Source organism: Marinobacterium marisflavi (genome assembly GCF_982447095.1).
Genome location: NZ_OZ457898.1, coordinates 624,688 through 650,949 on the forward strand (window position 1 = coordinate 624,688; position 26,262 = coordinate 650,949).

General features: G+C 52.8%; 27 protein-coding genes and 1 riboswitch. Of the genes, 8 read left to right on the forward strand and 19 right to left on the reverse strand.

Annotated elements, in window-relative coordinates; genetic code table 11:
• Positions 1-2 precede the first annotated feature (2 nt).
• The 3 genes from AC1WNR_RS02975 to AC1WNR_RS02985 all read left to right on the forward strand — a co-directional run bounded on the left by AC1WNR_RS02975 (position 3) and on the right by AC1WNR_RS02985 (position 1,574).
• Positions 3-218, forward strand: coding sequence for a formate dehydrogenase subunit delta (locus AC1WNR_RS02975; protein ID WP_481643053.1), 216 nt, complete (start codon positions 3-5; stop codon positions 216-218).
• A 72-nt stretch (positions 219-290) separates the two neighbouring features.
• Positions 291-941, forward strand: a complete 651-nt coding sequence (locus tag AC1WNR_RS02980; protein WP_481643054.1) for a trimeric intracellular cation channel family protein — start codon at positions 291-293, stop codon at positions 939-941.
• Between the two features lie 24 nt (positions 942-965).
• Positions 966-1,574 carry a LysE family translocator gene (locus tag AC1WNR_RS02985; RefSeq protein ID WP_481643055.1) on the forward strand — a complete coding sequence of 203 codons (609 nt, stop codon included), beginning with the start codon at positions 966-968 and terminating at the stop codon, positions 1,572-1,574.
• Here AC1WNR_RS02985 and AC1WNR_RS02990 read toward each other — a convergent pair.
• Positions 1,571-2,038, reverse strand: a complete 468-nt coding sequence (locus tag AC1WNR_RS02990) for a MarR family winged helix-turn-helix transcriptional regulator (RefSeq protein ID WP_481643056.1) — start codon at positions 2,036-2,038, stop codon at positions 1,571-1,573. The genes AC1WNR_RS02985 and AC1WNR_RS02990 overlap by 4 nt on opposite strands.
• Positions 2,039-2,126: 88 nt before the next feature.
• On the opposite strand from AC1WNR_RS02990, the gene AC1WNR_RS02995 reads away from it, so the two are divergent.
• Positions 2,127-2,792: a nitroreductase gene (locus AC1WNR_RS02995; RefSeq protein ID WP_481643057.1), complete on the forward strand. Its 666-nt coding sequence runs from the start codon at positions 2,127-2,129 to the stop codon at positions 2,790-2,792.
• 57 nt (positions 2,793-2,849) lie between these two features.
• On the opposite strand, the gene AC1WNR_RS03000 is transcribed toward AC1WNR_RS02995, so the two are convergent.
• From AC1WNR_RS03000 to AC1WNR_RS03030, 7 genes are all read right to left on the reverse strand, one after another.
• Positions 2,850-3,290 carry a DsrE family protein gene (locus AC1WNR_RS03000; RefSeq protein WP_481643058.1) on the reverse strand — a complete coding sequence of 147 codons (441 nt, stop codon included), beginning with the start codon at positions 3,288-3,290 and terminating at the stop codon, positions 2,850-2,852.
• A 214-nt stretch (positions 3,291-3,504) separates the two neighbouring features.
• Complete coding sequence (locus tag AC1WNR_RS03005; protein WP_481643059.1) at positions 3,505-3,927, reverse strand: GlcG/HbpS family heme-binding protein; 423 nt, start codon at positions 3,925-3,927, stop codon at positions 3,505-3,507.
• Between the two features lie 27 nt (positions 3,928-3,954).
• Positions 3,955-5,196, reverse strand: a complete 1,242-nt coding sequence (locus tag AC1WNR_RS03010; protein ID WP_481643060.1) for a D-amino acid dehydrogenase — start codon at positions 5,194-5,196, stop codon at positions 3,955-3,957.
• A gap of 170 nt (positions 5,197-5,366) precedes the next feature.
• A riboswitch (glycine riboswitch) is annotated at positions 5,367-5,465 on the reverse strand.
• A gap of 137 nt (positions 5,466-5,602) precedes the next feature.
• The gene (locus tag AC1WNR_RS03015) at positions 5,603-6,895 is read right to left on the reverse strand and encodes a TRAP transporter large permease (RefSeq protein WP_481643061.1); all 1,293 of its coding nucleotides are present in this window, start codon (positions 6,893-6,895) and stop codon (positions 5,603-5,605) included.
• A complete protein-coding gene (locus tag AC1WNR_RS03020) occupies positions 6,892-7,377 on the reverse strand; it encodes a TRAP transporter small permease (RefSeq protein ID WP_481643062.1) in 486 nt (161 codons plus the stop codon). The genes AC1WNR_RS03015 and AC1WNR_RS03020 overlap by 4 nt, the downstream gene beginning before the upstream one ends.
• Before the next feature lie 58 nt (positions 7,378-7,435).
• Positions 7,436-8,464, reverse strand: a complete 1,029-nt coding sequence (locus tag AC1WNR_RS03025) for a TRAP transporter substrate-binding protein (protein ID WP_481643063.1) — start codon at positions 8,462-8,464, stop codon at positions 7,436-7,438.
• 23 nt (positions 8,465-8,487) lie between these two features.
• Positions 8,488-9,690: a M20 aminoacylase family protein gene (locus AC1WNR_RS03030; RefSeq protein WP_481643064.1), complete on the reverse strand. Its 1,203-nt coding sequence runs from the start codon at positions 9,688-9,690 to the stop codon at positions 8,488-8,490.
• A gap of 104 nt (positions 9,691-9,794) precedes the next feature.
• Here AC1WNR_RS03030 and AC1WNR_RS03035 point away from each other — a divergent pair, with 104 nt between their 5' ends.
• Positions 9,795-10,721, forward strand: a complete 927-nt coding sequence (locus tag AC1WNR_RS03035) for a LysR substrate-binding domain-containing protein (protein ID WP_481643065.1) — start codon at positions 9,795-9,797, stop codon at positions 10,719-10,721.
• Positions 10,722-10,775: 54 nt separating this feature from the next.
• Here the strand turns inward: AC1WNR_RS03035 and gcvT are convergent, their stop codons facing one another.
• Both gcvT and AC1WNR_RS03045 read right to left on the reverse strand, forming a co-directional pair.
• Positions 10,776-11,888, reverse strand: coding sequence for a glycine cleavage system aminomethyltransferase GcvT (gene gcvT, locus AC1WNR_RS03040; RefSeq protein ID WP_481643066.1), 1,113 nt, complete (start codon positions 11,886-11,888; stop codon positions 10,776-10,778).
• A gap of 123 nt (positions 11,889-12,011) precedes the next feature.
• Complete coding sequence (locus AC1WNR_RS03045) at positions 12,012-12,632, reverse strand: helix-turn-helix domain-containing protein (protein WP_481643067.1); 621 nt, start codon at positions 12,630-12,632, stop codon at positions 12,012-12,014.
• A gap of 224 nt (positions 12,633-12,856) precedes the next feature.
• On the opposite strand from AC1WNR_RS03045, the gene AC1WNR_RS03050 reads away from it, so the two are divergent.
• From AC1WNR_RS03050 to gcvP, 3 genes are read left to right on the forward strand one after another with little or no spacing between them, the layout of a single operon-like run.
• Positions 12,857-14,236, forward strand: a complete 1,380-nt coding sequence (locus tag AC1WNR_RS03050) for an L-serine ammonia-lyase (protein WP_481643068.1) — start codon at positions 12,857-12,859, stop codon at positions 14,234-14,236.
• Positions 14,237-14,262: 26 nt separating this feature from the next.
• Positions 14,263-14,646: a glycine cleavage system protein GcvH gene (gene gcvH / locus AC1WNR_RS03055; protein ID WP_481643069.1), complete on the forward strand. Its 384-nt coding sequence runs from the start codon at positions 14,263-14,265 to the stop codon at positions 14,644-14,646.
• An 18-nt stretch (positions 14,647-14,664) separates the two neighbouring features.
• Positions 14,665-17,577, forward strand: coding sequence for an aminomethyl-transferring glycine dehydrogenase (gene gcvP, locus AC1WNR_RS03060; protein ID WP_481643070.1), 2,913 nt, complete (start codon positions 14,665-14,667; stop codon positions 17,575-17,577).
• Positions 17,578-17,670: 93 nt separating this feature from the next.
• On the opposite strand, the gene AC1WNR_RS03065 is transcribed toward gcvP, so the two are convergent.
• The 9 genes from AC1WNR_RS03065 to paaC form a co-directional block, all read right to left on the reverse strand.
• Positions 17,671-18,120 (reverse strand): PaaI family thioesterase, encoded by a 450-nt coding sequence (locus AC1WNR_RS03065; protein WP_481643071.1) that lies wholly within the window; start codon positions 18,118-18,120, stop codon positions 17,671-17,673.
• A 94-nt stretch (positions 18,121-18,214) separates the two neighbouring features.
• Positions 18,215-19,219: a TRAP transporter substrate-binding protein gene (locus tag AC1WNR_RS03070; protein ID WP_481643072.1), complete on the reverse strand. Its 1,005-nt coding sequence runs from the start codon at positions 19,217-19,219 to the stop codon at positions 18,215-18,217.
• Between the two features lie 91 nt (positions 19,220-19,310).
• Positions 19,311-20,639 carry a TRAP transporter large permease gene (locus AC1WNR_RS03075; protein ID WP_481643073.1) on the reverse strand — a complete coding sequence of 443 codons (1,329 nt, stop codon included), beginning with the start codon at positions 20,637-20,639 and terminating at the stop codon, positions 19,311-19,313.
• Positions 20,640-20,651: 12 nt separating this feature from the next.
• Positions 20,652-21,164, reverse strand: coding sequence for a TRAP transporter small permease (locus AC1WNR_RS03080; protein ID WP_481643074.1), 513 nt, complete (start codon positions 21,162-21,164; stop codon positions 20,652-20,654).
• Positions 21,165-21,196: 32 nt separating this feature from the next.
• On the reverse strand, positions 21,197-21,655 hold the full coding sequence (locus AC1WNR_RS03085) for a DUF3237 domain-containing protein (RefSeq protein ID WP_481643075.1): 459 nt from the start codon (positions 21,653-21,655) through the stop codon (positions 21,197-21,199).
• A 123-nt stretch (positions 21,656-21,778) separates the two neighbouring features.
• On the reverse strand, positions 21,779-23,824 hold the full coding sequence (gene paaZ, locus AC1WNR_RS03090; protein ID WP_481643076.1) for a phenylacetic acid degradation bifunctional protein PaaZ: 2,046 nt from the start codon (positions 23,822-23,824) through the stop codon (positions 21,779-21,781).
• A gap of 70 nt (positions 23,825-23,894) precedes the next feature.
• Positions 23,895-24,971, reverse strand: coding sequence for a 1,2-phenylacetyl-CoA epoxidase subunit PaaE (gene paaE / locus AC1WNR_RS03095; RefSeq protein WP_481643077.1), 1,077 nt, complete (start codon positions 24,969-24,971; stop codon positions 23,895-23,897).
• Between the two features lie 15 nt (positions 24,972-24,986).
• Positions 24,987-25,505, reverse strand: a complete 519-nt coding sequence (gene paaD / locus AC1WNR_RS03100) for a 1,2-phenylacetyl-CoA epoxidase subunit PaaD (protein WP_481643078.1) — start codon at positions 25,503-25,505, stop codon at positions 24,987-24,989.
• The gene (paaC, locus tag AC1WNR_RS03105; protein ID WP_481643079.1) at positions 25,492-26,253 is read right to left on the reverse strand and encodes a 1,2-phenylacetyl-CoA epoxidase subunit PaaC; all 762 of its coding nucleotides are present in this window, start codon (positions 26,251-26,253) and stop codon (positions 25,492-25,494) included. The genes paaD and paaC overlap by 14 nt, the downstream gene beginning before the upstream one ends.
• Positions 26,254-26,262: the final 9 nt, after the last annotated feature.

Genomic DNA, 26,262 nt, shown 5'->3' on the forward strand with positions numbered 1-26,262 from the left:
TAATGGAATCTCATCAACTTACATCGATGATCTCAATGGCGAATCAGATCGCCGCAAACCTGCCACACGATCAGTCGCAGGAAGAGTGTGATAAAGCCGTGGCCAGCCACCTTCAACGTTTCTGGTCACGCGGTATGAAGCAACAGATTCGCGACCACCTCGCGGCGGGTGGTGAAGGCTTAAGCGATGCAGCCAAGCGGGCGTTGGCGCGCATTTAAACCTGAGATTTGGTTGGGGTCAGACCCCTTTTTAGTATAAAAAGGGGTCTGAACCCATTACGAGTCGCCCAAATGTACGATTGGCCCTTCACCTATGAGCAATTCATCACCGCTGCTGACTACGTCGGTATAGCGGTATTCGCCATCACCGGAGTGTTGGCTGCGGCTGGTCGTGGCATCGACTTCTTTGGTGTGATTGTTCTTGGAATGGTCACCGCACTGGGTGGCGGTACCATTCGCGATGTCACTCTAGGTGCCTATCCACTCGTCTGGGTTGAAAATCCCCTCTACCTTGAGATTGCCGTTGGCACCTCTATCTTCGCGTTTTTCTGGTCACGCTACCTCCACTCTCCACGGCGAATGATTCTGGTTTTAGACGCTGCCGGACTCGCATTATTTGCCATTATCGGCCTGCAAAAAGCGTTGGCGCTCGATGCGGCACCCATTGTTGCTGTCACGATGGCGGTCGTTACCGGTGTGGCAGGAGGCATGATCCGCGATCTTTTGACCGACCAGATTCCACTGGTGCTGCGCCCTGATAGTCAATTCTATGCAACCTGTGCTATTTTCGGCGCTGCTGTCTATCTGGCATTGGAGTGGTATGTCGGGTATGCCAATCGCTGGGTCGCGCTCGCGGCTATGGGTGCGGCCTTCGCGTTGCGCATCCTCTCAGTGTGGCGCCAGGTCACCCTACCTCACTTCACCCAGCGTCAGCGTAATTAATCCTCGAACTCTCTCGGTGCTTTAATGAACGAAGCTCAGTGGTGGGTGTTTCTACCCGCCTGTATCGGTATGAACTTTTTCCCGGGCCCTAACAACCTGATTGCGCTAGTCCATGGTACGCGCGTGGGTATAACGGCTTCATCTATCGCTGGCTTAGCGCGTTTGCCGGTTATGGTGATCATGTTGGTGCTGTTGGCAATAGGGCTTGAGGCGCTGTTGGCGATGAGCGAAAACGCCTTCTACATGATGCGTTTTGCTGGGGCCGCCTATCTGCTCTACATGGCTTGGCAGACGCTTAGCGCGCGTGTGAATTTCTCTGGTGTGGATGGGAACCAGAGCAGTATGTGGGCGATGGTTAAAGCCGAGGCACTGATCGCATCAACGAATCCTAAGTTGATTCTGATCTTTACTGCGTTCTTCCCGCAGTTTATTCAGCCAGCCGAGCCGGTAGCGCCCCAAGTCGCCGTTATGGGCGGGACGTTTATCCTGATCGAGATAGCGGCGATTGTGGCTTATGCTTCAGGTGGGAAAGGGTTGCAGCGTATGTTGTCCAAAGATGATAACGCCAAGTGGCTGGCGCGCTTTACCGCCTTAGCGCTTACCGCTGCAGCAGGCTTGATACTGATCCCCTAGCGATCAAATCGCTCAAGCAGTTGCATTAGGGTTGCGCGCTCGCCGGCGGAGAATTCTGTCAGCAGGGATTTTTCCTGTTTGGCTACTTCGGTCTCGATCTCCTGCATCGCCGCATCACCTTGCTCAGTCATATAGAGTGCGCGCTGACGCCGATCGTTCGGTGATGGACGGCGCTCCACGAAACCGAGTTTCTGTAGCTTATCGAGTGCCGTAACCATTGCTGAACTGTCGATATTTAGCCGGTTGCATACGGCTATTTGGCTGCATCCTGGGTTGTATCGAATGGCGATCAATATACCGTATAGCCCTGGGGTAATTCTGTAGCGATTGAAGATTTCAGAGTGGACGGTGAACAGCAGATACTGAGCTGAACGCAGACGGTAGGCCAACAGGTCTTCCATCGATCCAAGTGAGAGTCTCTCTTGCTCTCGGTCGTTCTCTTGATTCATTTCAGAATGCGTCATACTGCTGTTCCGCTATAAAACACTGACAGATATAATAACTGACAAATACAGTAATTGTATCTACAACTTTTTTCTCTCTGGAGTCCTCATGCAAGTTACACAGGCTGTTCAATCGAGAGTAACGTGTCGAGCTTTCAAACCGGAGACTGTGCCGGCCGAGCTTGTGCGAGAAGTCTTGCAGTTGGCTGCTCGAGCGCCGTCGAACGGAAACCTTCAACCCTGGCGAGTCTTTGTAGTGTCGGGAGAAAAGTTGGAGAGCCTCAAGCGTGATGCCGTTGAGCGAATCACAACCCAAGGTTGGGAAGAGCCTGAGTACTTTGTCTATCCCTCCCCACTGAAAGAGCCTTACCGCACTTTGCGCTTTGAGGTGGGCGAAGCACTCTACAAAACCATCGGCGTTGAGCGTTCTGATAAGGCAGGTCGCCTTGCGCAGTTTGCCAAGAATGCTGAGCTTTTCGGGGCACCCTTGGGACTCTTTTTCTACATCGATCGCAGTATGAGTCAGGGGCAGTGGATGGATCTGGGTATGTTTATCCAAACCCTAATGCTCTTGTTTGAAGAGCGCGGCATCGCGACCTGTGCCCAAGGCTATTGGACCGGGTTGCACCAAACTCTCGCAAAACAGATACAGCCACCCGAGGAGTTAATGCTCGCCTGCGGAATGGCCGTTGGCTACGCTGACGCTGATGCAGCTATCAATAGCCTGCGTTCAGACCGCCAGAGCTTCGATGAATTTGTGTTATTTTGTGAGTGATGGGCGACTGGAGAAGTCGCCCTGTTTGAGCAAGAACAGGTGTTTATCGCTTGTCGCCTATGGACGCAAGTAAACAAAACCCTCCTGCTGCAGTTTACCGATCTCAGCTACGCCGGACGGAACAACGTCGCTGTTATCAGCGAAGTAGAGATCTTCGAGTGCAATTTTGCGGCCTTTGAGCGTATTGGCGCAGATCTTAAACTCCACTCCCTGAGCGCGAAGTGAGTCAACTCGGCCCGCGGCATCGCTATTTTCATTAACGACTGAGCGAAGAAGCTCGACACCATTACCGTGGAGTAGGAATTGGATCTCGTAGTTGCCGTCACCCAACGCATTGATATGGTTTTGTGCATTACGCATTGCACCGATTGAGCGTTTGGCGTCGTTGTAGTTAACGTGATAAACCACTTTCTGCTTGGCATATCCAGAGTCAGCTTGGGCTACAGTACCTGCGAATACAAAGCTTAGAGCTAAGAGTATGGTTGAAAAGAATTTCATTTCGGGATCCCTCCGGTTGATTAGTGAAGCGATTATGTTGAAGGGTTATATAACAGTAAAATATTAAAAGTAACAATAATTATAATTATTTGGTATATAAGTGTCAGGTGAAGCGGCGAGGATGATTGCTAGTGAGAGGCTGTCCGGCGGAACGGTCGCTGACGCGACTGATTTCTTTAGTGTGCCGGACTCCCCGTTGATCTTGAAGCGATGATTAAAGCTGAGAGCGCCAGTAATCTATGCCGGCCTGCGCGCACTCCATATCCTGCGCAGGGGTGCCAGAGCTCAGTCCGATACCGCCAACCACCTGACCATCATGTTCGATTGGCAGACCGCCACCGACAACACAAAGACGACCACCCAGCGCAGTATGAATACCAAATACCAACGATCCTGGCTGGCATACAGCATTGTATTCATGCGTTGCTTTTTTCGCGGCGGCCGCGGTAAACGCTTTGTCTTGCGAAATTGTGACGCTGGTGATCTTGCCGCCATCCATGCGCTCAAACGCAATAAGGTTGCCGGACTCATCCACAATTGAGATACACATAGGGACGCCGATCTCTTGAGCTTTAATACGAGCACCCTCGATAAGGACGCTAGCATCGGCAATATCTAAACGTGTAACGGTTAACATAATTTTCTCCAATTCAATAAATTCTTCTTAAACGGCAAGCGGACTAATCTGCTCGTTGCCCTGATAAGCTTGGACCACTGCAGTTGTCACGATATCTGCAGTTGCGGCGCTCAGCGTCCAACCAAGGTGTCCGTGGCCCGTGTTGTAGAAGACATTTGGACGGCGTCCTGCCCCTACCTTAGGCATCATGTTTGGCATCATTGGACGTAGGCCAGCCCAAGGCACAACGCTCTCGGTCGATACACCTGGGAAGTATTGCTGACACCACTCGACGAGTGGTTTGATGCGGTCCGCGCGGATATCACGGTTGTAGCCATTGAACTCAGCGGTACCAGCAATGCGGAAACGATCGATGCCCAAACGGCTGGTCACAATTTTCGCTTTGTCATCCAGCAGTGAGCGCATTGGAGCGCTCTGCTGGCTCTGTTCGTCACGCAGGTTCACGGTGATGGAGTAACCTTTGACAGGGTAGATATTAACGCGATCACCGAGCTTAGCTGCGAGCGCGCGGCTGCCGACACCGGAGCAGACGACAATCCCGTCAAACTCATGCGCGTTGCCGCTGGCATCCGTCAGTTTAACGCCATCGTTATAGGTTTTTACATCGACCAGTTCTGTCTCCATCATGAACTTCACGCCCGCTTTGCGGATCGCTTCCGCTAGGCCGAATGCGTACTTGTGGATGTCACCCGTGAAATCACTGGGTGTCCAGAAACCGCCAACAAAGTCGCCGCGCAGTTGTGGCTCTTTTTCGATGATCTCAGAAGGGGAGAGCTCAAATCGCTCGAGGCCGCCTTTAGCCAGTAGTCTGTTCACTCGGCGAGCATGTTCGAAATCCTTTCGCTCAGAGTAAAAATGCAATATTCCGCAGTCTGATGAGTCATACTCTACACCCCACCGTGCAGCTAGCTCGCGCATGTGGGCACGTGAGGCGACAGCGAGTTCTGTGGTTGCGATGGTGTTGCGCTCGTAGTTGGGTATGTTGCCCATAAACTCGAGCATCCAGCTGATCTTATGCCATGAAGGTTTGGGGTTCACGAGTAACGGTGCATCTGACTGGAGCATCCACTTAAGCCCTTTCAGAATGGTTGACCACGTGTTCCACACCTCAGCATTCGAAGCAGATAACTGCCCACCGTTGGCAAAACTAGTATCCATCGCAGCGTAGCGCTGACGGTCGATTACCGTTACATTGAAGCCCTGTTCGTGAAGTTTTGCAGCAGTGGTGATACCGGTGATACCGGCGCCTAATACAGCGATCGTTTTCATAGAAGTGCACTCTTATCGTGCGGACCCACAGTGACGGGCTGATTTGCCCAGCGTGTCCGGCTACCCCCTCCGTCATGGTACCTGAGAGATTCACGACAGCAGTCCCCTGACTACAGCGCTTGCTCCTTCGGTGGATCTGAAAAGTGCTACAGATCGCTCTTCGGATGTCATTCAACTTGCCGGTCCTTTTACCTGAGAGTTTGCGGGGGCAAATGCTCCTTCGGCGGCGCGGGCGATAGGTGCTTAGCGCTCTCTCCCGGTCAAGTCGTAAGATGCGCTATAGTGCATGTTTAAAAAGAAGGCAACAGTTTGTTTTTTAAACAGTATGAAAATAAGTCATTGAAAATAATAATTTTTTACAACTAAAAGGCCGCTCGAAAGCGGCCTATAAGGAGCTTAAAACGGATTAGCGCATCGCTTCCACAAGCGCGAGGGAAAGGCTCGGTACAGCGATCAGCAGTATCAGGCGGGCAAGATCGACAGAGATAAATGGCACCAGTCCGCGGAATATTGCCGCAAAGGAGACGTTGGGTAGCGTCGCTTTAAGTACAAAGACGTTCATACCAATCGGCGGGGTGATCAGGGCGATTTCAGTCACGACAACGACGATGATGCCGAACCAGATCAGATCGAAGCCGTTAGCGAGTACAATCGGTACAAACAGTGGTACACAGATTAGAATAATCGCTAGTGAGTCCATCACACAGCCAAGTAGTAAGAAGATGATCATAATGATCGCGATCAGTTCGAAACCGCTCAGCCCCGAAGCTTCGACGGCTGCGAGGATCCCTTCTGCTAGACCTGAGAAGGATACAAGCTTGGCAAACAACATTGCACCGAAGAGTACTGAGTAGAGCATCACCGATGTAAATGACGCATCAAGGAAGATGTGTTTGAAGCTCTCCCAGGTCATGCGTTTCTGCAGCAGAGCAATAATCAACGCGAAACCTGCGCCCATACCTGCAGCTTCAGTCGCGGTAAAAAACTTGGCGTAGATGCCGCCAAAGATCAGCAGGAACAGCGCAAAGAAGGGCCATACACCTTTCAGGGATTTGACCTTCTCAGCCGCATTCGAACGCTCGCCTCGCGGAGCGTGTTCTGGGCGCAGGATCGCCACGACGTAGATCGCGAGCATATAGAAGGCGAGCCCGAGCAGGCCGGGGATAACGCCGGCAATAAACAGCTCACCAATATTGGTCTGCGTCAGAATGCCGTAGATCATCAAAATGATCGATGGGGGAATCAGGATGCCAAGCGTGCCACCTGCGGCAATCGAGGCTGACGCGAGCGAGTCTGAGTAGCCGTACTTCTTCATGCTTGGGTAGGCGACCTTTGACATGGTGGCCGCGGTCGCTAGGCTTGATCCACAAACCGCGCTAAAACCGGCGCAAGTTACCATGGTAGACAGTGCTAAACCGCCGCGGATGTGGCCAAGATAAGCGTTAGCTGCGCGGAACAAGTCCGCTGCTATTCCGGTCTTCGATAGGATGTTTCCCATTAGTATGAATAGCGGTACAACCGCTAGGTCATAGGAGAATACCGCGTCAGAAATTGTCATCGATAGCATGGTGATTGAGGTTGAGTATCCATAATCCCAAGCGATACCGAAAAAACTAACGGTCATTAGAGAGAAGGCCAGAGGTACGCGCAAAAATGCGAGTAGTAGTACCGCAGCCAGACAAATTATACCCAGAGTCATAGCGCCTCCTCCGTGTGAACATCGTTGTGGCGACGCGCTGGAAGTAGACTCGCCAGGGCGCCTGCAAAAGCGCCAACAGCAAATAGGTAGTACATGTAAGCGCGCGGAATCAGCAGTTCGTGGCTTACTTCTAGGATGTCTGCGGCGTCTTTAGCAGCGACGATAAACTGGTAACCGATCAGGCCTAAAACGGCTGCTACCAGCAGTTGGATAAGTAAGTGCCACCAGCGCATGGAGTCGCGCATCAGAAAGCGGTCGAGTAGGTCGACACAGAGGTGTCCACGAGCCGCAGTCAACAGTGGTAAGCCGGAGAAGACGATGATTGCCATTAGGTGTTCAGTGAGGTCATGCGCGCCGTAGATCGGAGCATTAAAGAAACGCCGTCCAATAACATCAGCAAAGGTCAGTAGGACCATCGCAAGTAGTGATAGGATTAGTACAACCTCAATCACCTTGAACAACCTGCTAATTAAAGTACTCATCGCACTTCCCCATATTGCAAAGCGGCTACCAAGGTAGCCGCAATTTTAGTCGTATTGCTTAGTTAGTAGCGTAAGACTCGTAACGCTCACGGTGGTACTTAACGACCTCCCATGGGCTGTTAACACCGAAATCTTTCGCTTCAGCAGCCCACTCTTCAAGCAGTTTTTGGCGAGAAGCGATGATCATGTCCATCAACTCCTGTGAAGGTGCATGGAATTGATGACCTTCCGCCTTCAGTTTCGCCTCAGCGTCAGCACTCTGAGTGTCAAAGGTTGAACCCCAAAGACGCGCGAATGCATCACCAGATACTGCCATTACCGCTTCCTGATCAGCAGCAGACAGCGTGTTCCATTTGCCTTCGTTCATTGCGAGGAAGAACGCCGCATCGTAGAAGCCATTCGGGATCTTAGTGTGGTGGTTCAGGACGCCGTCAACACGGAAGTTAACTACGGACTCCATTGGGTGGAGTGAACCATCGATAACGCCGCTGTTTAGCATTTCGTAGGCTTTGGTGGCTGGCGCCGCAACTGGAATAGCTCCTAGACCTTCGATCAGAACTTTCTGGATCGGACCGCCCATGCGGAACTTCTGGTTCTCGAAGTCAGCAGGTTTAGACATCTCAGCAGTGCCGTGGTTGATAACGCCAGGGCCCAGTGTGCCTACACCTAGCACTTTTACGCCGTCAAAGACCGGATTTGACGCCAGATGCGTGTTGTACGTATCCCAGAGTGCCTGTGATGAAGCTTCAGCACTGTCACCGGTGAATGGCACTTCTGCAAACCATACAGCTTTGAAACGTTCTGGTTCGTATGTCCAGTTACCCCAGGTGATGTCAGCAACGCCTTTACGTGCCAGTTCCCAATGCTGTGGTGGGCTACCAACAGCTTTTGGCAGGATGCGAACAGTGACGCGACCTTCGGTCGCTTCGTTAACATCTTCAGCCCAATCTTTCAGGATGCCACTGACAAAGTGCGCCGGTGGTACCCAGTTAGACATTGTCAGTGTCGTTGCGTTTACGTTGAATGATAGTGTGGTTGCTAGCGCTGTTAGTGCTGCACCGCCTACTATTTTTGTTTTTAGGTTCATAGGTCAGTCCTCTCGATCAGATTCTATCGGTTTTGGTCGTGGAAAAAATGCTCACAGAGTGCCAGCCATAGCTGAGCACCCGTAGAGAGCGATTCGTCGTTGAAGTCATAGTGTGGATTGTGCACGCTGCACGGCCCAACACGTTCGCCACCGGAGTGGCCGTTATCACCGTTGCCGATCAGCAGGTAACACCCAGGTACCTGCTGCAACATGTAGGCGAAGTCTTCGCTACCGGTCAGAGGGAGTGCTTGTGCATCAACCTCTGCCGTGCTGAATACTTTGGATGCAGCTGCGATAATCTCTTCGGTTGCCGCGCTGTCATTCACTAGGACGGGGTATCCAAACTTGTAATCTATCTGGATTGAACAGCCGAACGACTTTGCCTGAAAGTCGGCCAGTTCACGAATTCTCGCTTCAAGTGTTTCACGCACCTTGGGTTGAAGTGCGCGTACGCTCAGCTCAAGCTCGGCTGTAGTTGGGATAATGTTGTAGCTATGGCCCGCATGTACTTTTCCGACGCTGATTACGCCGGTATGCATTGGATCAATATTGCGTCCTATAATGCTCTGCAGGGCGATGATGGTGCCGGCCAGTGGCTGAGTCGGATCGATCGCCATGTGAGGTAGGCCGCCGTGACCGCCTTTCCCCTTAAAGGTGAGCTTTACAAGATCCGATGAGCACATGAATGGACCCGGACGGAATGCCAGACTGCCCACTGGAACGCCAGGGTAGTTGTGTAGGGCGAATATCAGATCGCATGGGAACTTATCGAATAGTCCGTCTTCCATCATGCGCTGTGCGCCACCGCCACCGCCAACCTCTTCAGCGGGTTGGAATATAAGGTTTAGCGTGCCGTTGAATCCATCGACATCGAGTTCTGATATCGCTTTCGCCGCGCCAAGCAGAATTGCCGTGTGTCCATCATGACCGCAGGCGTGCATCTTTCCAGGATTGCGACTCTGGTAGGGGAGGCCTGTCTCCTCTTGAAGAGGAAGGGCGTCCATGTCAGCGCGAATACCGATTTTAGGGCCGGTACCGTCTCCGAAAACACGTTGGCCAACCAGACCGGTGATCGCGAAGCCTGAAGTGACTTCGTAGCCCCAACTTGTCAGAAGGTCACGAACCAGCGCGCTGGTCGCCTCTTCTTCGAAACCAAGCTCTGGGTTGGCGTGAATCTGATGACGCCATTCGCGCATTAACTCTGTAGGTAGCTCGTATTTGGTCATAATCATTCAATGAGTTTTTCTTGTTTGTAACGCCAATGTATCTCATCTATGATCTGTCAAAAGACTCAAAAGCAACTAGGTGATCTAAATTTGGTGTCACTAAAATGAAGCAACAGCAGATACTTGCACTGGTCAAAATTGCTGATACGGGTTCCATTAGAGGCGCGGCAGAGTTGATGAACACCAGCCAGAGCGCCCTGACTCGGGCGATGCGGGAGCTGGAGGAGTCTCTCGGGGCAGAGATTCTGAATCGTAGTTATCGCGGTGTCAGTTTTACTCCTGCCGGCGAGGCGTTACTAAAACGCGCTCGCCTAATCGTTGAGACCATCGAACGCGCCCAGCAGGAGGTGCGTCAGATCAGTGCTGGTAAAGGCGCCAAGGTCGCTGTGGCGATTACCCCGGTTGTGGCTGCGACGGTTCTGGGTGATATATATCGCCAATTTAAACTGCAGATGCCAGATGCGCAGTTGGTATTCACCGAGGGTTTGCTCACTAGTATTGTGCCAGGATTGATTGAGGGGCGGCTCGACTTTGGCGTGGCTATCGCCTCGCAGGCAGCGCTCCCCAGCGAATTGATATTTGACCCCTTAGCTGATGTGCTCAATGCAGTTGCCGGACGTGAGGGGCATCCTTTGGCGGGAGCGAACAGCTGGAGTGAGTTGTTAGAGGCGCCCTGGGTTCTCAATCAGACCCTGGGCAGCAGCTCAAACGCTTTTCTAGACTGGCTCGAAACAGAGGGGTTAGGACGGCCTAAAGAGGTTGTGCAGTGTACTTCGCCACAGATCATGCTGGAGATGATGCGTCACTCTGATCTGATTGGTCTGGCTCCGGCGCGCTATATCACCGATCCCAAATCGGGCAGTGGTGTTGTCCCTTTCAATATCACTCCGCTTCCGCCGCTCGTTAAGCTTGGTATTGTGCGTGTGCGGGGCGTACCTTTAACGCCGGCGGCGCAGCTGTTTGAGACATTGGTTAAGCGGTTACTGCAGAGTAACTTTGCCGATGAATTGAGCTCGCCGATCTTCGAATAGATGCAAAAGCCGCAACGGTTGTTGCGGCTTGCTAGAGTGATGCTTGGTTGAGATCTAGCCGCGGTAGTAACGCTGTTCGACAAACGGCATTTTGCACACCTGCAGTGGAAGCTGTTTACCACGTACTTCGGCAAAGACTTCAGTATCGACAGCTGCATAGGCCGGATCGATATAGGCCATCATAATCGGCTTTTCAATTGTCGGGCCGAAGCTTCCGCTGGTAACAACGCCAATTTGCGCTCCGTCAGCGTTAAGCAGCGTCGCACCCTCTCGAACGGGCGCTTTGCCCAGAGCGATCAAACCGACACGCTTGCGGCTGTAGTTCTTCTCAGCTATCTGCTGGTAGATAATATTCGCGCCGGGGAAACCGTAAGCACGCTCACCGTCGGCACGACGGACTTTGCTGATAGCCCAAAGCAGACTGGCCTCTACGGGGGTTGTAGTGGGGTCCAGATCATGTCCGTAGAGGCACAAGCCTGACTCCAAGCGCAACGAGTCACGTGCGCCTAAGCCAATCAGTTCGACCTCGGGCTGAGCCAGGATCAGTCGGCAAAGCGCTTCAGCCTGATCTGCCGGGATTGAGATCTCAAATCCGTCTTCACCGGTATAGCCCGAACGACTGACGATGCAATCTACACCCTCTACGCTCAGATAGCGTGAGTCCATGAACACCATATCGGCGCTCTCTGGGCAGAGGCGTTTGAGGACTTTACCGGCTGCTGGGCCTTGAAGCGCAACGAGGGCACGATCCGCCAGTTCAACGACTTCGGCATCGAGTTTATCCTGCATCATGGCGATATCGGCTTGCTTGCAGGCAGCATTTACCACGACGTAGAGATGATCACCAAAGTTCGTCACCATAAGGTCATCTTCGATGCCGCCTTGATCGTTAGTGAAGATCGCGTAGCGCTGCTTACCCTTGGGTAGATCGCAAACGTCAACCGGCACGATTGACTCAAAGCTGATTGCCGCACGCTCGCCTGATACACGAACCTGACCCATATGGGAGACATCGAACAGGCCTGCTTGGTCGCGCGTATGAAGGTGCTCTTTGCGCACACCGAGAGGATACTGCACCGGCATCTCGTAGCCTGCGAAGGGCACCATCTTGGCTCCCATCTCAACATGAAGGTCATATAAAGGCGTGCGTTTAAGCTGCTCGCTCATCGTTTACTCCTGCGCTCGACAGTCTAAATGTCTGTTTCGTTCAAATGATGAAAGTTTCCAATAGGAAACAAAATAGCGGTGCACCTTTGCTGATGCAAGTGAAAATTGATCAAAAAAGAGTCATCAGGCTGTCACCCAGAGGACCTCTGCGTCTACTTCACTAGTAGAAACCAAAGCGTGGCCCATCTCGCAGTCGTAGTAGGCGCTATCGCCTTGGTTGAGTTCGATCGGCTCATAAAATTCGGTGTAGAGAATGATCGAGCCGCTTAAAACATAGAGAAACTCCTCACCCTCATGACGCACCCAGTCAGAGTAATCGTTCCAATCCCGTGCGTGGACACTGGTTTTGAACGGCACCATTTTCTTGTTGGATAACTGCGTAGCGAGCAGTTCATGCTCGTAGGTGGGTGTGGGATGGGGCTTGCCTGTGCCTGCACGAGTGATGTCACGGCGGCCCGCGCTGGGAGCGGGTTTTATGTTTTCATTTTTAGGTTCTGTAAACAGCTGAGGTAGAGCAATACCGAGGCCTTGTGCGAGTTTTGAGACGGCGGCAAAGGTTGGTGAGATCTGCTCATTTTCAATCTTTGAGAGTGTTGAGCGCGCCAAGCCAGTGAGTTGGCTCGCCTGTTCTAGCGTGAGATTTTGTGCCAGACGCAGCTCTTTAACACGTTTACCCAAAGCGAGGGGTTGAACCGTCGATTCGACATTGTTGCTGGTAATTTTCATCTGCGGTTGCGTGCTCATTCTGCTGTCCTGTATTTGACCATCCGTTGGTCACTGGAAGCCCTTTGCGAGCTCTTGAAATCTCGTGGCTAGTCTATCTTTAAATGATTCTTAGGAGAATATTAAGAGACGATCTGAGCCAAAATTCCCTCGATAGTATCATATATTTCCTATAAGAAACTTTTTCATTGATTGAGAGAGGCTTGAGTGGTAATTTTGCGCAATCTAGATTGAGGTGTTTCACCATGACACTTAGCTTGTTTGACCTATTTAAGATCGGTATCGGTCCGTCGAGCTCACATACTGTGGGCCCCATGGTGGCCGCCCGTAGGTTTTTGGACGAGTTGAGCGTTGCGGGTGAGCTACTTCAAGTAAAGCGTGTCAGGGTCGATCTGTTCGGATCCTTGGCCCTGACCGGTAAAGGGCACTCGACCGATTCTGCTGTCATTTTAGGCCTGCTGGGCGAGCGTCCCGATCTAATTGATCCGGCGAATGTTGCCAGCCTGCTGGACGCTGTTGCTGCCACTAAGCAGATCAAGCTGGGTAGAAGTACGTTAGTGGAATTCACCGTAGAGACTGATCTCTGTTTCAATAAACAGACCTTTCTCCCGGAACATGCCAATGGCCTGAGCTTCCTCGCTTTTGATAGTAACGGCATGGTTTTGCATGAGAGCACCTTTTTCTCCATCGGGGGCGGTATTGTTTGTAGCCGTGACGAGCTAGTTCTTCAGCAGACCCAGTCGACTCTTCCCGATGTGCCTTTCCCCTTCGCTAATGCGATTGAACTAGAGAAGCTATGCGACCAGAACGGCTTGAGCGTCGCGCAACTAATGCGCGCCAATGAAGCAGCCTTACATCCAGGGCTCGATATCGATGCACAGCTGATGAAGATATGGGATGTGATGCAAAGTGCAATTGAACGTGGTTGTGCGTCCAGCGGGGTATTGCCTGGGCCGCAAAAACTGCGTCGTCGTGCCCCAGCACTCTTCAAAGAGTTAACCGAACGCTCAAGACGAGGCAGTGTAGATCAGTTCGAAATGATGGATTGGGTGAGCCTCTACGCGATGGCGGTCAATGAAGAGAATGCTGCAGGCGGGCGCGTAGTGACCGCGCCGACAAATGGTGCTGCTGGGGTTATACCGGCCGTGCTGAACTACTATTTGCAGTTTTCTACCGCAGCCACTGACGAGGGGATAGCTGAGTTTCTACTGACCGCTGGCGCTGTTGGGCTGCTGTATCAGCGCAATGCATCAATCTCGGCAGCAGAAGTCGGCTGTCAGGGCGAGATTGGCGTCGCCTGCTCGATGGCTGCAGCCGGTCTTTGCGCAGTGTTGGGCGGAACAGTTGGGCAGATTGAGAACGCGGCCGAAATTGGTATGGAGCACAATCTCGGTCTGACTTGCGATCCGATTGGCGGATTGGTCCAGGTTCCCTGCATCGAACGCAATACTATGGGCGCAGTTAAAGCGATCAATGCGGCGCGTTTGGCGCTGCGTGGCGACGGAAAACATCTAGTGTCTCTGGATTCGGTGATCAGCACCATGCTGCAGACCGGTCGAGATATGCAATCCAATTACAAAGAGACCTCTTTGGGTGGTCTGGCAGTTAATGTAGTTGCCTGTTAATCAGGCAAGCAGTTTAGGAGTTTCAAATGAGCGTTTCGGCTAATTACAAATTCGCAGCATCGCACGAGTGGATCAGCCTCGAGGGTGATGACGTGGTCTGCATGGGTATCTCTGATCACGCGCAAGAGGCGTTGGGCGATCTTGTATTCGTAGAGCTGCCTGAAGTGGGCGCGACCTTCTCCCAAGGTGACGAATTTGGCGTAGTTGAATCGGTTAAAGCCGCGTCCGATATTTACGCACCGGTTAGTGGTGAGGTGATCGAGGTGAACACTGAGCTTGAGGACGCCCCTGAACTGCTGAACAGCGAGCCCTACACAGATGGCTGGATCTTGAAGCTAAAGTTGAGCGATCCAAGCGAACTTGACGAGCTGATGTCAGAAGCGGATTACCTGGCATCCCTCGAAGAATAAGATCACGGAGTAGTTATCATGAGTGAACAGTCTCTCTCTATCGAACAGTTAGTAAATGGCGAGGAATTTATCGCTCGCCATATCGGTGTAGACGCCTCTGCCGAAGCGACTATGCTCGAATCACTGGGTGTCGACTCCGTTGAAGGGTTGATGGCCCAGACATTGCCAGCGGCGATCCGCCAGGCGACGCCTCTAGCAACCGGTGTGTCAGTTACGGAGCAAGCGGCTCTGGAAGAGCTCAAAGCCTTGGCCAAACAGAACAAGGTCAACAAAAGCTACATCGGTATGGGCTACACCAATACGTTGGTACCCTCTGTCATTCTGCGTAACGTTCTTGAAAACCCAGGTTGGTACACGGCCTACACTCCCTACCAGCCAGAGATCTCTCAGGGTCGTCTTGAATCACTGCTGAACTTCCAGCAACTGGTGATGGACCTGACCGGAATGGATCTGGCGAACGCATCGCTATTGGATGAGGCTACGGCTGCTGCCGAGGCGATGACTCTGTGCAAGCGTTCAAATCGTAAGAAGAGCGACAACTTCTTCGTCGCTGACGATGTGCATCCACAGACAATTGATGTGTTGCGCACCCGTGCGGAGTATTTTGGCTTCACTTTAATTATCGGCAAAGCTAATGAACTCGCGGATCATGATGTGTTCGGTGCGCTGGTTCAGTACCCAGGCACCTACGGCAATATTACCGATTTAGAGTCAGTCATTGCTGCGGCTAAAGCCCAGCATGCAATGACCTGTGTCGCCGCTGATCCTATGGCGCTTGTGCTTCTGAAGTCACCCGGTTCGCTGGGCGCTGATGTCGTGCTGGGCTCTTCGCAGCGTTTTGGTGTGCCGATGGGCTTTGGTGGTCCGCACGCTGCCTTCTTTGCTGCCAGTGAAAAGCTAAAACGCTCAGTACCGGGTCGTATCATCGGTGTATCGGTAGATTCACAAGGTAAACAGGCGCTGCGTATGGCGATGCAGACGCGTGAGCAGCACATCCGCCGTGACAAGGCTACGTCCAATATCTGTACCGCGCAGGCACTGTTGGCCAATATGGCAAGCTTTTACGCCGTCTATCACGGTCCTGAAGGTCTTCGTCGCATCGCTGAACGCGTTCACCGCTTGACTGCTATTTTGGCTAAAGGTCTGAAGGCGTTGAGCATCAAGAGCAACGATAGTTACTTCGATACGCTGCAGGTGCAGACCGGTTCAATGACTCAGGCGGCTTATGATCGGGCGCTGGAAGCGGGCTGTAACCTGCGATGGATTGACGGTGAGACACTCGGCGTCACCCTGGACGAGACCACCACACTGGCGGATGTCGATGAGCTACTGACAATCTTTGCCGGCACGCCAAATGGTTTAGATCTTTCCGCCATTGATGCCGAAATCCAAGCTGGCGCTGCGACTGGAATTCAGGCGGATCAGCGTCGCACTGATGCGATTTTGACGCATCCAACATTCAACTCATATCAGAGTGAGACCGAGATGCTGCGGTACATGAAGCGTCTCGAAAACAAAGACTACTCGCTGGTGCACGGTATGATTCCGTTGGGCTCATGTACGATGAAGCTCAATGCGACGACTGAGATGATTCCAGTCACCTGGCCAGAGTTCGCCAATATTCACCCGTTCGCGCCGCGTGATCAGGTGCAGGGATACCTGACGATGATCGGTCAGCTACAGGATCAGCTGGTCGAGATTACCGGCTACGATGCGGTTTCGATGCAGCCTAACTCGGGCGCTTCTGGTGAGTACGCTGGACTGTTGGCTATTCGTAAGTACCAGGCCTCTATCGGCGAGGGCGCGCGTGATGTCTGTTTGATTCCTTCTTCGGCACATGGCACTAACCCTGCTACCGCTTCAATGATGGGGATGCGTATCGTCGTCGTGGGTTGTGACGAGCAGGGTAACGTTGACGTTGAAGATCTGCGAGCAAAAGCGGATAAGCATGCCGCCGAACTCTCCTGTCTGATGGTGACCTACCCATCGACGCATGGTGTATTCGAAGAACAGATCCGCGAGATCTGTGGCCTTATTCACGAGCGTGGTGGCCAGGTCTACATCGACGGTGCCAATATGAATGCGATGGTTGGACTGGCTAAGCCAGGTGATGTGGGTGGTGATGTCTCTCACCTGAATTTGCACAAGACTTTTGCCATTCCGCACGGTGGTGGTGGCCCAGGTATGGGGCCTATCGGTGTTAAAGCGCACCTCGCGCCGCATCTGCCAAACCATAAGGTGAGTCCGATTGCAGGTCTCGCAGCTGAGAACGGTGCAGTATCTGCAGCCACCTATGGCTCAGCTGCGATTTTGCCAATCAGCTGGCTCTACAATCGTATGCTCGGCCAAGAGGGTTTGCGTCGCTCAACGGAGACTGCAATTCTGTCAGCTAACTACATCGCCAACCGTCTACAAGAGCACTTCCCAGTTCTCTATCGCGGGCATGCAGGACGCGTTGCGCACGAATGTATTATCGATATTCGTGATCTAAAAGAGGCGAGCGGAATCTCTGAAGAGGATGTGGCTAAGCGCTTGATGGATTACGGTTTCCATGCGCCAACGATGTCGTTCCCTGTACCGGGCACACTGATGATTGAGCCGACTGAGTCTGAGTCTCTCGCGGAACTTGATCGTTTCTGTGACGCTATGATTAGCATCCGTGCTGAGATCGCGCAGGTAGAGCAGGGAATCTGGCCGCTGGAAAACAACCCTCTGGTGAATGCTCCGCACACCCAGTCTGATCTATTGGCTGAGTGGAATCGTCCATACAGTCGCGAAGTAGCCGTTGCGCCGGCTGGCGTGCGTTTGGATGCGAAGTATTGGCCTACGGTAAACCGCGTTGATAACGTCTACGGTGATCGTAACTTCGTCTGTTCTTGTCCGTCGATCGATAGCTATCAGGACGAGGAGGAGCTCAAGCAGAGTGCTTGAGTGAGTGCTGAACCCGTAAAAAAGGGCCGCTACTGTACTAGGTAGCGGCCCTTTTTTGGTCGCCTAATACGCTTTGCGTACAACACTCGTACCCTAATTCAATTCTGTGACTAAGAGTGGGGATTCCGCCCGCGCCAGCACTCGATCTTCGTCGTCAATCAGTTCAGCAATACAAAAGAGTAGGTTGCGGCCAGGTTTATCAATCCAAGCCCGCACTCGCTGTCTGCCAGGGTAGACCGGACGGTAGAACTGCGTCTGCATATTCACAGTGATCACCGTCTGTCCGGCTTCAAGTGAGGATAGCGCGGCATAGGCGAGGCCCGTGTCTAGTGCCATGGTTGCAGCGCCGCCCTGTATCACACCGTTTCCCTGCGTGAACTGCTCGCTGAGTGTCAATGCCATCTCTACGCGACCTTTCTCTGCGCTCAAAATAACGTAATCGAGCAGCCGGGAGAGTGGTGTGGCTGTGACCGGCACATTCGTTTGAGCGTTCTCGATCATCCCTGCTAGAAGTGCTTGTTCAGAATTTGAGTTCATTGCCATAAGGATCACCTGTCACATAGCGATAGCTTAATAGGAGAAGCATAAAAAAGCGGCACGCCTGTCAAAGCAGGGGTGCCGCTTAATCTCAAAGAGATTACTGGTAGCTACGGAAGGCTGCTAGTGCTGCTTCAGCATCTACACCACGATCAGCGACAGACTCAACCCAGGTTTTGTCCAGACCTTTCATAGTGTTCTTCATGTCAACAGCGAGCTTCTCGTAAACATCAACCATGTGGATGTTGGTACCAACTTCTTTGGCATGAGTCATACCGATAGCGTCCATATCCTGCCAGATTTTACCCTGGGTGCGAGATAGGTTTTCGCCCATCGCTGCCCGGATAGCTGCTGCATCTGCAGGATCCAGATCTTCCATAAACTCTGGGTTCGCAACGAAACTGAATACAGTGGTGTACAGCGCTGTTGGGAATACTGTTAGGTGGTTAGCCACTTCAGAGAGTTTGAAGAACTTGTGCTCACCGATTGGCAGGAAGGTACCATCAACAACACCCTGCTGCAGTTTTTCGTATGAGCTGGGTGCTGAGCCGCCCACTGGAGTGACTTCTAGACGCGCAGCGAGGTCATTGACCATACCACCGCCAAGACGGATCTTCTTGCCCTTCAGATCGTCCAGGCTGTTTACAGGGAATTTAGTGTGCATTACACCTGGAGCGTGTACCCACATACCCAGCAGTTCCAGACCTTCGTACTCGTTCGCGTCTGCAAAGAACTCCTGCTGAACTTTCCACAGTGCAACTGAAGCAGTTTCGGCATTTGTTGTTTCGCCAGGGATCTCTGCAACACCAGTCAGTGAAAAGCGGCCCGGAGTGTAAGCGTTTACGCCCCATGAAGCGTCAATGATGCCATCTTCAACTGAAGAGTAGATAGTTTTTGGGTGACCCTGGAAGTTCTCGATCACAACTTTAACGCGACCCTCAGTCGCCTCTTCAACTGCTTTTGCGAAAGCAGGCATAGCAACAGAGTTCTGCGGGTGAGTCGGCGGCAGCCAGGTTGCAACACGCATGGTTGTTTCGGCCATCGCGTTGAAAGAGATTGCAGCACCAACAGCAGCGCCAAGAACTTTCAATTTCAGGTTAGTCATTTTCTATGTTCCTCGTGGAGTTATTTTTATAGTCAATCAAGCAGTAGAAGGGATTCGACGAGTCACTTCCACTGCACCTTAGTCGAACCCGCTAGCGATAGAGCAGCTCCGGCAAAAATAGAGTGATCGGTACAAAGGCGACAATTAGCGCCAAGCGAACAATATCCGCACACCAGAAGGGAGTTACACCTTTAAAGATGGTACCGGTGCGTACATCTCGCAGCACGGCGCTCAATACAAAGACGTTCATGCCCACAGGTGGTGTAATCAGGCTGATCTCGGTGACAACCACAACCACAATGCCGTACCAGACAAGGTCAAAACCGAGGCTGTCCACCAGAGGGTAGAGCACAGGTACGGTCAACAGCAGCATCGATAGGCTCTCAAACACCATGCCCAGCAGGATGTAGATCCCTAGAATCACCAAGATAACGACCATCGGGGAGACATCGAGTGACTGCACAAATTCCAACAGGAAGGTTGGTAGGCCCGCGCGGTTAATGAAGTCCGAGAAGATCAGCGCACCGATGATGACACCGAATAGCATGGTGGAGGTGCGCGCTGTGTCAGAGAGTACTTCGTAAGTTGAGACCAGTGTCAGCTTTTTACGACCAAGAGCGATAACGAAGGCCCCTGCTGCACCGATACCAGCCGCTTCTGTCGGTGTGAATACACCCAGATAGATACCACCCATTACAATAGTGAATAGCAGCAGTACACCCCAAATGCCTTTGAGTGCGCTGATGCGCGCTGCCCAGGTCGAACGTTCGCCAGCGGGGCCTGATTTAGGGTTGCGCATAACGACCCAGCGCACGGCAGCCATATAGAGGATGATGCCCAAGAGACCCGGAATGAAGCCGGCGGCAAACAGCTCGCGGATACTGGTTTCAGTCAGAAGGCCATAAATAACGAGAATGACTGAAGGGGGAATGAGGATACCTAAGGTGCCACCGGCAGCAATTGAAGCGGTTGCTAAAGAGTCTGCATAGCCAAATTTACGCATCGGTGGCAGCGCAACTTTGGCCATTGTTGCTGAGGTTGCGAGGCTCGAGCCACAGATGGCTGAGAAACCACCACAGGCCACAACGGTCGACATCGCCAGACCGCCGCGACGATGGCCGAGGAAGGTATAAGCAGCGTTGTAGAGCTCGTGAGATAGGCCGGATCGCGTTACGAAGTTACCCATCAGGATAAACAGCGGTACCACTGATAGCCCGTACTCCTGCGCCGTCTCAATAACACGGTTCGATGCCAGTGTTAGCGAGGCTTTCCAGCGGAAGTCGAACATGTTTTCAAACGTGAGGCCCTGCAGAATCGCAAAGCCAAAAAATCCGACAATTGCCATAGCAAAGGCAATCGGCATACGCACGACAAGAATCAGGAAAATTAGAAGAGCAAAACCAATAACGACAGCTTCCATGTTATCTGCTCCTTATTTCGCTGACTTGATGATGCGGTACATGCCATACGTGATCATGCCCAAGGCAGTGAACCAACTCATGATGGCGATATACTCGATGAGGTAGCCGACCGGCAGCTCGAGATACTCGGTCACTTCGCCGCGACGCAGCTTACGAGCGCCGAGTTGCCAGATGCGAACACCGACTACGTAAAAAGAAGTTGAGATCGCGAGCGCGGCAAACATTGATAGCAGGCGAACCAGTTTGGGGCCGAGGATATTGTCGAGTAGGTCAACGAGAATGTGACCGCCACGCCAGGTAACGACGGGCATCTCGGCGAAAATAATAATGGCCAGCCCCAACTGGGTGATCTCAAAAGCGCCATCAACACCATTGTTGAATAGATAACGCCCACCAACATCGGCAACAGTCAGGATCATCAAGAAGAAGAGTCCGGCCGCAGCCACCATTTCTAGACCAAAAGCGATCCATCGCAACGGGCCAGGTTCCGGGTAATGTTGGTCCAACCACTCAGCTCTGGTCACGTTGAGCTCTCCTCAGATATCTCATCAAACAGTTAAAGCACTTCAAAAAACATCAGCTCAACGCAGTCAGGACGACGGATGCCGGTGCCGATAAACAGGCGCTCGGTAATCCATTGAAAGCGTTCCGCTGAGGTTTCAAAAATAGGGGTGCATTTGAAATAGACTTGGTCGGGGTCGACCGGTACACCAGCCATGATGTTGGCGGTTACCTCCTCACTGGCTGCACGCAGTGCGCGATTGGCAACAAAGATGGTTTCACCTTCGTCCGTTTCGAGCACGTAGCGAGCATCGAGTTCAGCTAGGCGAGGTGTAACGATACGCTGATAATCAGCTCCGCCAGCCAATACGCGTCCTTGCCAGCCGTCACCAACCACGGTGCCACCGATAATGGGAATCACTCGGCGAGTGCCGAATTGCGCAGCACCGATCTCTTGTGGCGGTGCAATCTCAACCTTCAGAGTAGCGAAGGGTTTTAATTCCGGTGTCTTCACTGCGTTACTACTTCACTGGTGCTTTGTAATTGTTATTCACGTCAGCTTATCTGACAGTGGTACTGTTGTACTACAACATTGTTGTGAAGTACAACTAATTATCTTTGGTTCTAGACCTTTGTCTTAGCCCGCCTTCTGCACGAGCGTTAAAATATCGTAGCTGGCGACAAGCTCACCATTCTGGTTAGTTACCTCAACATCCCAACTGACAACACCAACCGGATCGCCTTTGGGTGTTGTCTTGCCCTGATCAATCTTCGTTTTACAGGTCAGGCGCGCCTGAATGGTATCGCCAATCCCTACTGGGTTAACAAAACGCAGGGTATCCAGGCCGTAGTTCGCCAGTACAGGACCAACGCCCGGGTCCACAAACAGACCGGCTGCTGCAGACAGCACGAAATAGCCATGCGCGATACGCTTCTCAAACATTGAGTCGCGCGCGGCATCCTCATCAAAGTGCATATAGAAGTGATCGCCCGAGAGGCAACCAAAGTTGACGATATCAGCCTCAGTCACAGTGCGGCGGTGGGTCAGCAGGGTCTGTCCAATCTGCAGCTCATTGAAGTTAAAGCGGAAGGGGTGAATCGGGTTCTCGACTCGATCCGCGCCACGAATATACTCGTTGGTCACTGCGCTGAGCATGGTCGGTGAGCCTTGAATTGCGCTGCGTTGCATATAATGCTTCACGCCGCTGATACCGCCGAGCTCTTCGCCGCCACCCGCACGCCCTGGACCGCCATGCTTAAGCATCGGTAGGGGTGAGCCGTGACCGGTCGACTCTTTGGCGGAGCGCTCATCGAGGATATGCACACGTCCGTGCCATACGGCTATCGCCGGCACCACCTGAGCTGCGATTTGTGGATCGCGTGTTACCAGCGTTGTGACCAGTGAGCCCTTGCCACGGGCTGCAAGCTCCAGCGCCTCTGCGGTATCGCGATAGGGCATCAAAGTACTGACTGGTCCGAATGGCTCGATATCATGTGCGCCACCCTCGGCTTGAGGGTTAGTGTTGAGTAGTAATGTCGGTTCGAAGAAAGCGGCCGCGTCTACACCTTCTGGAGCGCAGTCTGCACCGCGACCAAAGACAACTTCACTGCTCTGTTTAAGTTGCTCTAGCTTCTGTGAAACATCAGCGCACTGATCAGCAGAGGCTAGGGCGCCCATGCGTACGGATTCGTCCGCAGGGTTGCCAACAGTCGTCTTGGCTAGTCGTGCTTGTAAGCGTTCACTTACAGGATCGATCAGATTCTCCGGTACTAGGATGCGACGGATCGCGGTACATTTCTGTCCCGCTTTAACGGTCATCTCGCGCGCAACCTCTTTAACGAAGAGATCAAACTCGGGGTCCTCTGGTTTTACATCAGGTGCCAGCATCGCACAGTTAAGTGAATCCGCCTCGGCATTAAAGGGGATCGAGTGATTAATCAGGTTCTGATTAGCACGCAACATTGCGGCTGTGATGGCCGAGCCTGTAAAGGTAACAATATCCTGGCCTTCAAGCCGGTTGAGCAGGTCGCCTGTACCGCCGATCACGAGTTGAAGTGCGCCCTCAGGCAGTAGACCTGACTGCTGCATCAATCGCACGCACGCCTCAGTGAGGTAACTGGTTTGGGCGGCTGGTTTTACGATACACGGCATCCCTGCAATAAAGTTGGGTGCAAACTTCTCCAGCATGCCCCAGATCGGGAAGTTAAACGCATTGATATGCACCGCCACACCCTGGCGCGGGACCAGTACATGCGAGCCGAAGAACTGACCAATTTTTCCAAGTTGGGTTGCGGGGCCTTCGTGGATCAGGTTGCCTGATGGCAGCTGATTACGCCCCATACTGGCGTAGGCAAACAGCGTCGCCGTACCTCCCTCTATATCGATCCAGCTATCGGCACGTGTTGCGCCTGTATGAGCCGATATCGCGTAGAGTGTCTCTTTATGTTCGACTAGGTACTTGCCGAGCGCGCGCAACGTCGAGGCGCGCGATTGAAAATCCATCTGCAGCAGGGATTTGTGGCCAGTGCTCTTGGCAAAATCCACAGCTTGGCCAAAATCGAGGCTCTCCTCATGGGTGTAGTAGACCGTTTCGCCGGTGATCGCGCTGTTGAGTGGCTGCTTGGTACTAGATCCGATCCACTCGCCGGCAATGAAGCTCTGCAGTGTTGGGGTCGATGACATGGTTTTTAGCTCTCTTTTGTCGTTATTTTGAAAAGGCTGAGTGAATAGGCTGCGTACATCAGGCTGTCTGTTAGATCTCGTCGAAGTCCAGTACAACGCGATCGGAAATAGGGTAGGACTGGCAGGAGAGGACATACCCGGCTTTTACCTCGTAGTCCTCGAGGCCGATGCTGACATCCATATCTACCTCACCCTCGATTACCTTGCATTTACAGGTTGAGCAGACGCCCGCTTTGCACGAGAAGGGCAATTCAGCACCGTGTTCGTTACCAGCATCCAGCAGGTTCTGGCTATTTTGCGCCAGTTCAAAGGTCCGGCGATGGCCATCACGAATCACCTCAATCTCTGAGATATGTGTTTCGCGCTGGGCCGCTTCAGCACGGGCCGCCTGTTTAGCGCCGTCTATCTGTGCGCCAAACAGCTCAAAATGCACGCGTTCTCTGGGTGTGCCCGCTTTAATAAGCTCTTCACTGACCGTCTCAGTCATCTGCTGGGGGCCGCAGATAAAGGCCGCAGTTAGCCCTTTAACATCAATCCAGCGGCTAAACAGTGCCTGACACTTTTGCGCATCAATATGACCGTTGTAGAGATCGATATCCTGCTGTTCGCGGCTGAAGACGAAGATCAGATTAAGGCGCCCCATGTAGGCGTTTTTCAGATCCTCAAGCTGATCACGGAACATGGTCGAACCGGTCGCGCGGTTGCCGTATAGAAGGGTGATGTTCGATTTCGGTTCCTGCGTCAGAATGGTCTTCACCTGCGACAGGATTGGGGTGATGCCGCTACCTGCTGCAACCATTAGATAGCTACCCTGGCGCTGCGGATCAATATCGATATAGAAGTGCCCGGTTGGCTCCATCACCTCAATGGTATCGCCAATTTGCAGTTGATCATTTGCGAAGTTGGAGAAGAGGCCGCCGGCAACGCGTTTGATCGCCACACGCAACTCACCCTCATCAACCCCGCTGCAGATTGAGTAGGAACGACGCACCTCTTCACCGTTGATCTGCGCTTTCAGGGTCAGGTTTTGCCCCTGATGAAAACGGTAGTTGTCGCGCAGAGCGTCAGGAATTGAGAACGCGAGAGATACTGAATCGCGTGTCTCCTGACGGCGGTCGGCGATGCTCAAACTGTGGAAGTGACTCATTCGCGATAAACCTCGTTATATGCACTTGAAGTAGTCGAAGGGTTCAAGGCAGTCGTTGCATTGATAGAGCGCTTTGCAGGCAGTAGAGCCGAATTCGGTAATCTCTTTAGTGTTGCTGCTGCCACATAGCGGGCACTCAATAATCTTGTCGAAGCTTGGCTTGGCGGCACTGCCGACTGGTGGGGCAATGCCGTAGGCTTTAAGGCGCTCGCGGCCGCGCTCAGTAATCCAGTCGGTGGTCCAGGCGGGCGCGAGTTGCTGCTCTATCTGTACCGCCTCAAAACCTGCTCCGGTCAGAGCGTTTTTGGCACTCTGCTCGATATGTTCGGTCGCTGGGCAGCCGGAGTAGGTGGGTGTGAGTACCACACGAAGCTGGCCTGCACGCCACTCGATCTCACGGACGATGCCCAGATCAGTCAGACTGATCACGGGTACTTCTGGATCCATAACCTCGTCTAACACTTGCCAAGCGCGCTCGATCGCTAGTGTATCTGCGGCTGGCTGGTCGCTGGCGATTAGATCACCAGTTGGCATCGGGGTAAGCCCGCGGCAGGAATTGCATCTCGGCCAGAATGTAACCAAGGCTTTCGCTGTGTAGACCGTCTTTGCCGCTCAGATAGTTGCGCGCGGCAGGCTCGGGCTGATTTAAAGTCGCCTCGCTCAAAACCGGAGTAACCGTACCGATCCAGCGTTGATGCAGGCTACTGGCATCGGGAACAACCCTGTCTGCCTCGAGTTGCGCTAGATACTCAGCCGGCATCGCGAACTCAAAAGTGTAGTGCCACACCTTATCTATGGCGGCCTGCATGCGGATATGGCTCTCGTCCGTTCCATCCCCCAGCCGTTTTACCCACTCGCTTGAACGGCGCAGGTGGTAGGTCACCTCTTTGAGGGATTTAGCCGCGACAGCCGCCATGCGCTCGTCGCTGGAGTTGCTGAGTGACTGCAACATGGCGTAGTGCCAACTATCAAACAGGAACTGCTTCGCCATCGTGACACCAAAATCACCGTTGGGTTGCTCTACCATCAGCAGGTTACGGTAATCTGATTGATCACGGTGGAATACCAGGTCATCAGCCGTGCGGCCATCGTTGATACGCTCGGCAGCGTACTCCAACCAGTTACGGGCCTGCCCGACGAGGTCGAGGCCAACGTTCATCAGCGCAACTTCCTCTTCGAGGGCTGGCGCACCGCCGACCAGTTCACACAGGCGCTGGGCCTGCACCATGGCGCTATCACCCAGCTGGAGCAGGAGTTCGGTTAAATCATCATATCTCTGCATCGGATTCGC

What these genes read in the sequence shown, in the direction of transcription:
- paaZ (WP_481643076.1), bottom strand. Translation starts at nt 23,824, where the DNA reads ATGTCATCGACCCCAACACTGCAGAGCTTCATTGCCGGCGAGTGGATC.
- gcvH (WP_481643069.1), top strand. Translation starts at nt 14,263, where the DNA reads ATGAGCGTTTCGGCTAATTACAAATTCGCAGCATCGCACGAGTGGATC.
- gcvP (WP_481643070.1), top strand. Translation starts at nt 14,665, where the DNA reads ATGAGTGAACAGTCTCTCTCTATCGAACAGTTAGTAAATGGCGAGGAA.
- AC1WNR_RS02980 (WP_481643054.1), top strand. Translation starts at nt 291, where the DNA reads ATGTACGATTGGCCCTTCACCTATGAGCAATTCATCACCGCTGCTGAC.
- AC1WNR_RS02985 (WP_481643055.1), top strand. Translation starts at nt 966, where the DNA reads ATGAACGAAGCTCAGTGGTGGGTGTTTCTACCCGCCTGTATCGGTATG.
- AC1WNR_RS03065 (WP_481643071.1), bottom strand. Translation starts at nt 18,120, where the DNA reads ATGGCAATGAACTCAAATTCTGAACAAGCACTTCTAGCAGGGATGATC.
- AC1WNR_RS03025 (WP_481643063.1), bottom strand. Translation starts at nt 8,464, where the DNA reads ATGAACCTAAAAACAAAAATAGTAGGCGGTGCAGCACTAACAGCGCTA.
- paaC (WP_481643079.1), bottom strand. Translation starts at nt 26,253, where the DNA reads ATGCAGAGATATGATGATTTAACCGAACTCCTGCTCCAGCTGGGTGAT.
- AC1WNR_RS03030 (WP_481643064.1), bottom strand. Translation starts at nt 9,690, where the DNA reads ATGACCAAATACGAGCTACCTACAGAGTTAATGCGCGAATGGCGTCAT.
- AC1WNR_RS03035 (WP_481643065.1), top strand. Translation starts at nt 9,795, where the DNA reads ATGAAGCAACAGCAGATACTTGCACTGGTCAAAATTGCTGATACGGGT.
- gcvT (WP_481643066.1), bottom strand. Translation starts at nt 11,888, where the DNA reads ATGAGCGAGCAGCTTAAACGCACGCCTTTATATGACCTTCATGTTGAG.
- AC1WNR_RS03045 (WP_481643067.1), bottom strand. Translation starts at nt 12,632, where the DNA reads ATGAGCACGCAACCGCAGATGAAAATTACCAGCAACAATGTCGAATCG.
- AC1WNR_RS02995 (WP_481643057.1), top strand. Translation starts at nt 2,127, where the DNA reads ATGCAAGTTACACAGGCTGTTCAATCGAGAGTAACGTGTCGAGCTTTC.
- AC1WNR_RS03015 (WP_481643061.1), bottom strand. Translation starts at nt 6,895, where the DNA reads ATGACTCTGGGTATAATTTGTCTGGCTGCGGTACTACTACTCGCATTT.
- AC1WNR_RS03000 (WP_481643058.1), bottom strand. Translation starts at nt 3,290, where the DNA reads ATGAAATTCTTTTCAACCATACTCTTAGCTCTAAGCTTTGTATTCGCA.
- paaE (WP_481643077.1), bottom strand. Translation starts at nt 24,971, where the DNA reads ATGAGTCACTTCCACAGTTTGAGCATCGCCGACCGCCGTCAGGAGACA.
- AC1WNR_RS02975 (WP_481643053.1), top strand. Translation starts at nt 3, where the DNA reads ATGGAATCTCATCAACTTACATCGATGATCTCAATGGCGAATCAGATC.
- AC1WNR_RS03020 (WP_481643062.1), bottom strand. Translation starts at nt 7,377, where the DNA reads ATGAGTACTTTAATTAGCAGGTTGTTCAAGGTGATTGAGGTTGTACTA.
- AC1WNR_RS03075 (WP_481643073.1), bottom strand. Translation starts at nt 20,639, where the DNA reads ATGGAAGCTGTCGTTATTGGTTTTGCTCTTCTAATTTTCCTGATTCTT.
- AC1WNR_RS03005 (WP_481643059.1), bottom strand. Translation starts at nt 3,927, where the DNA reads ATGTTAACCGTTACACGTTTAGATATTGCCGATGCTAGCGTCCTTATC.
- AC1WNR_RS02990 (WP_481643056.1), bottom strand. Translation starts at nt 2,038, where the DNA reads ATGACGCATTCTGAAATGAATCAAGAGAACGACCGAGAGCAAGAGAGA.
- AC1WNR_RS03070 (WP_481643072.1), bottom strand. Translation starts at nt 19,219, where the DNA reads ATGACTAACCTGAAATTGAAAGTTCTTGGCGCTGCTGTTGGTGCTGCA.
- AC1WNR_RS03010 (WP_481643060.1), bottom strand. Translation starts at nt 5,196, where the DNA reads ATGAAAACGATCGCTGTATTAGGCGCCGGTATCACCGGTATCACCACT.
- AC1WNR_RS03050 (WP_481643068.1), top strand. Translation starts at nt 12,857, where the DNA reads ATGACACTTAGCTTGTTTGACCTATTTAAGATCGGTATCGGTCCGTCG.
- paaD (WP_481643078.1), bottom strand. Translation starts at nt 25,505, where the DNA reads ATGCCAACTGGTGATCTAATCGCCAGCGACCAGCCAGCCGCAGATACA.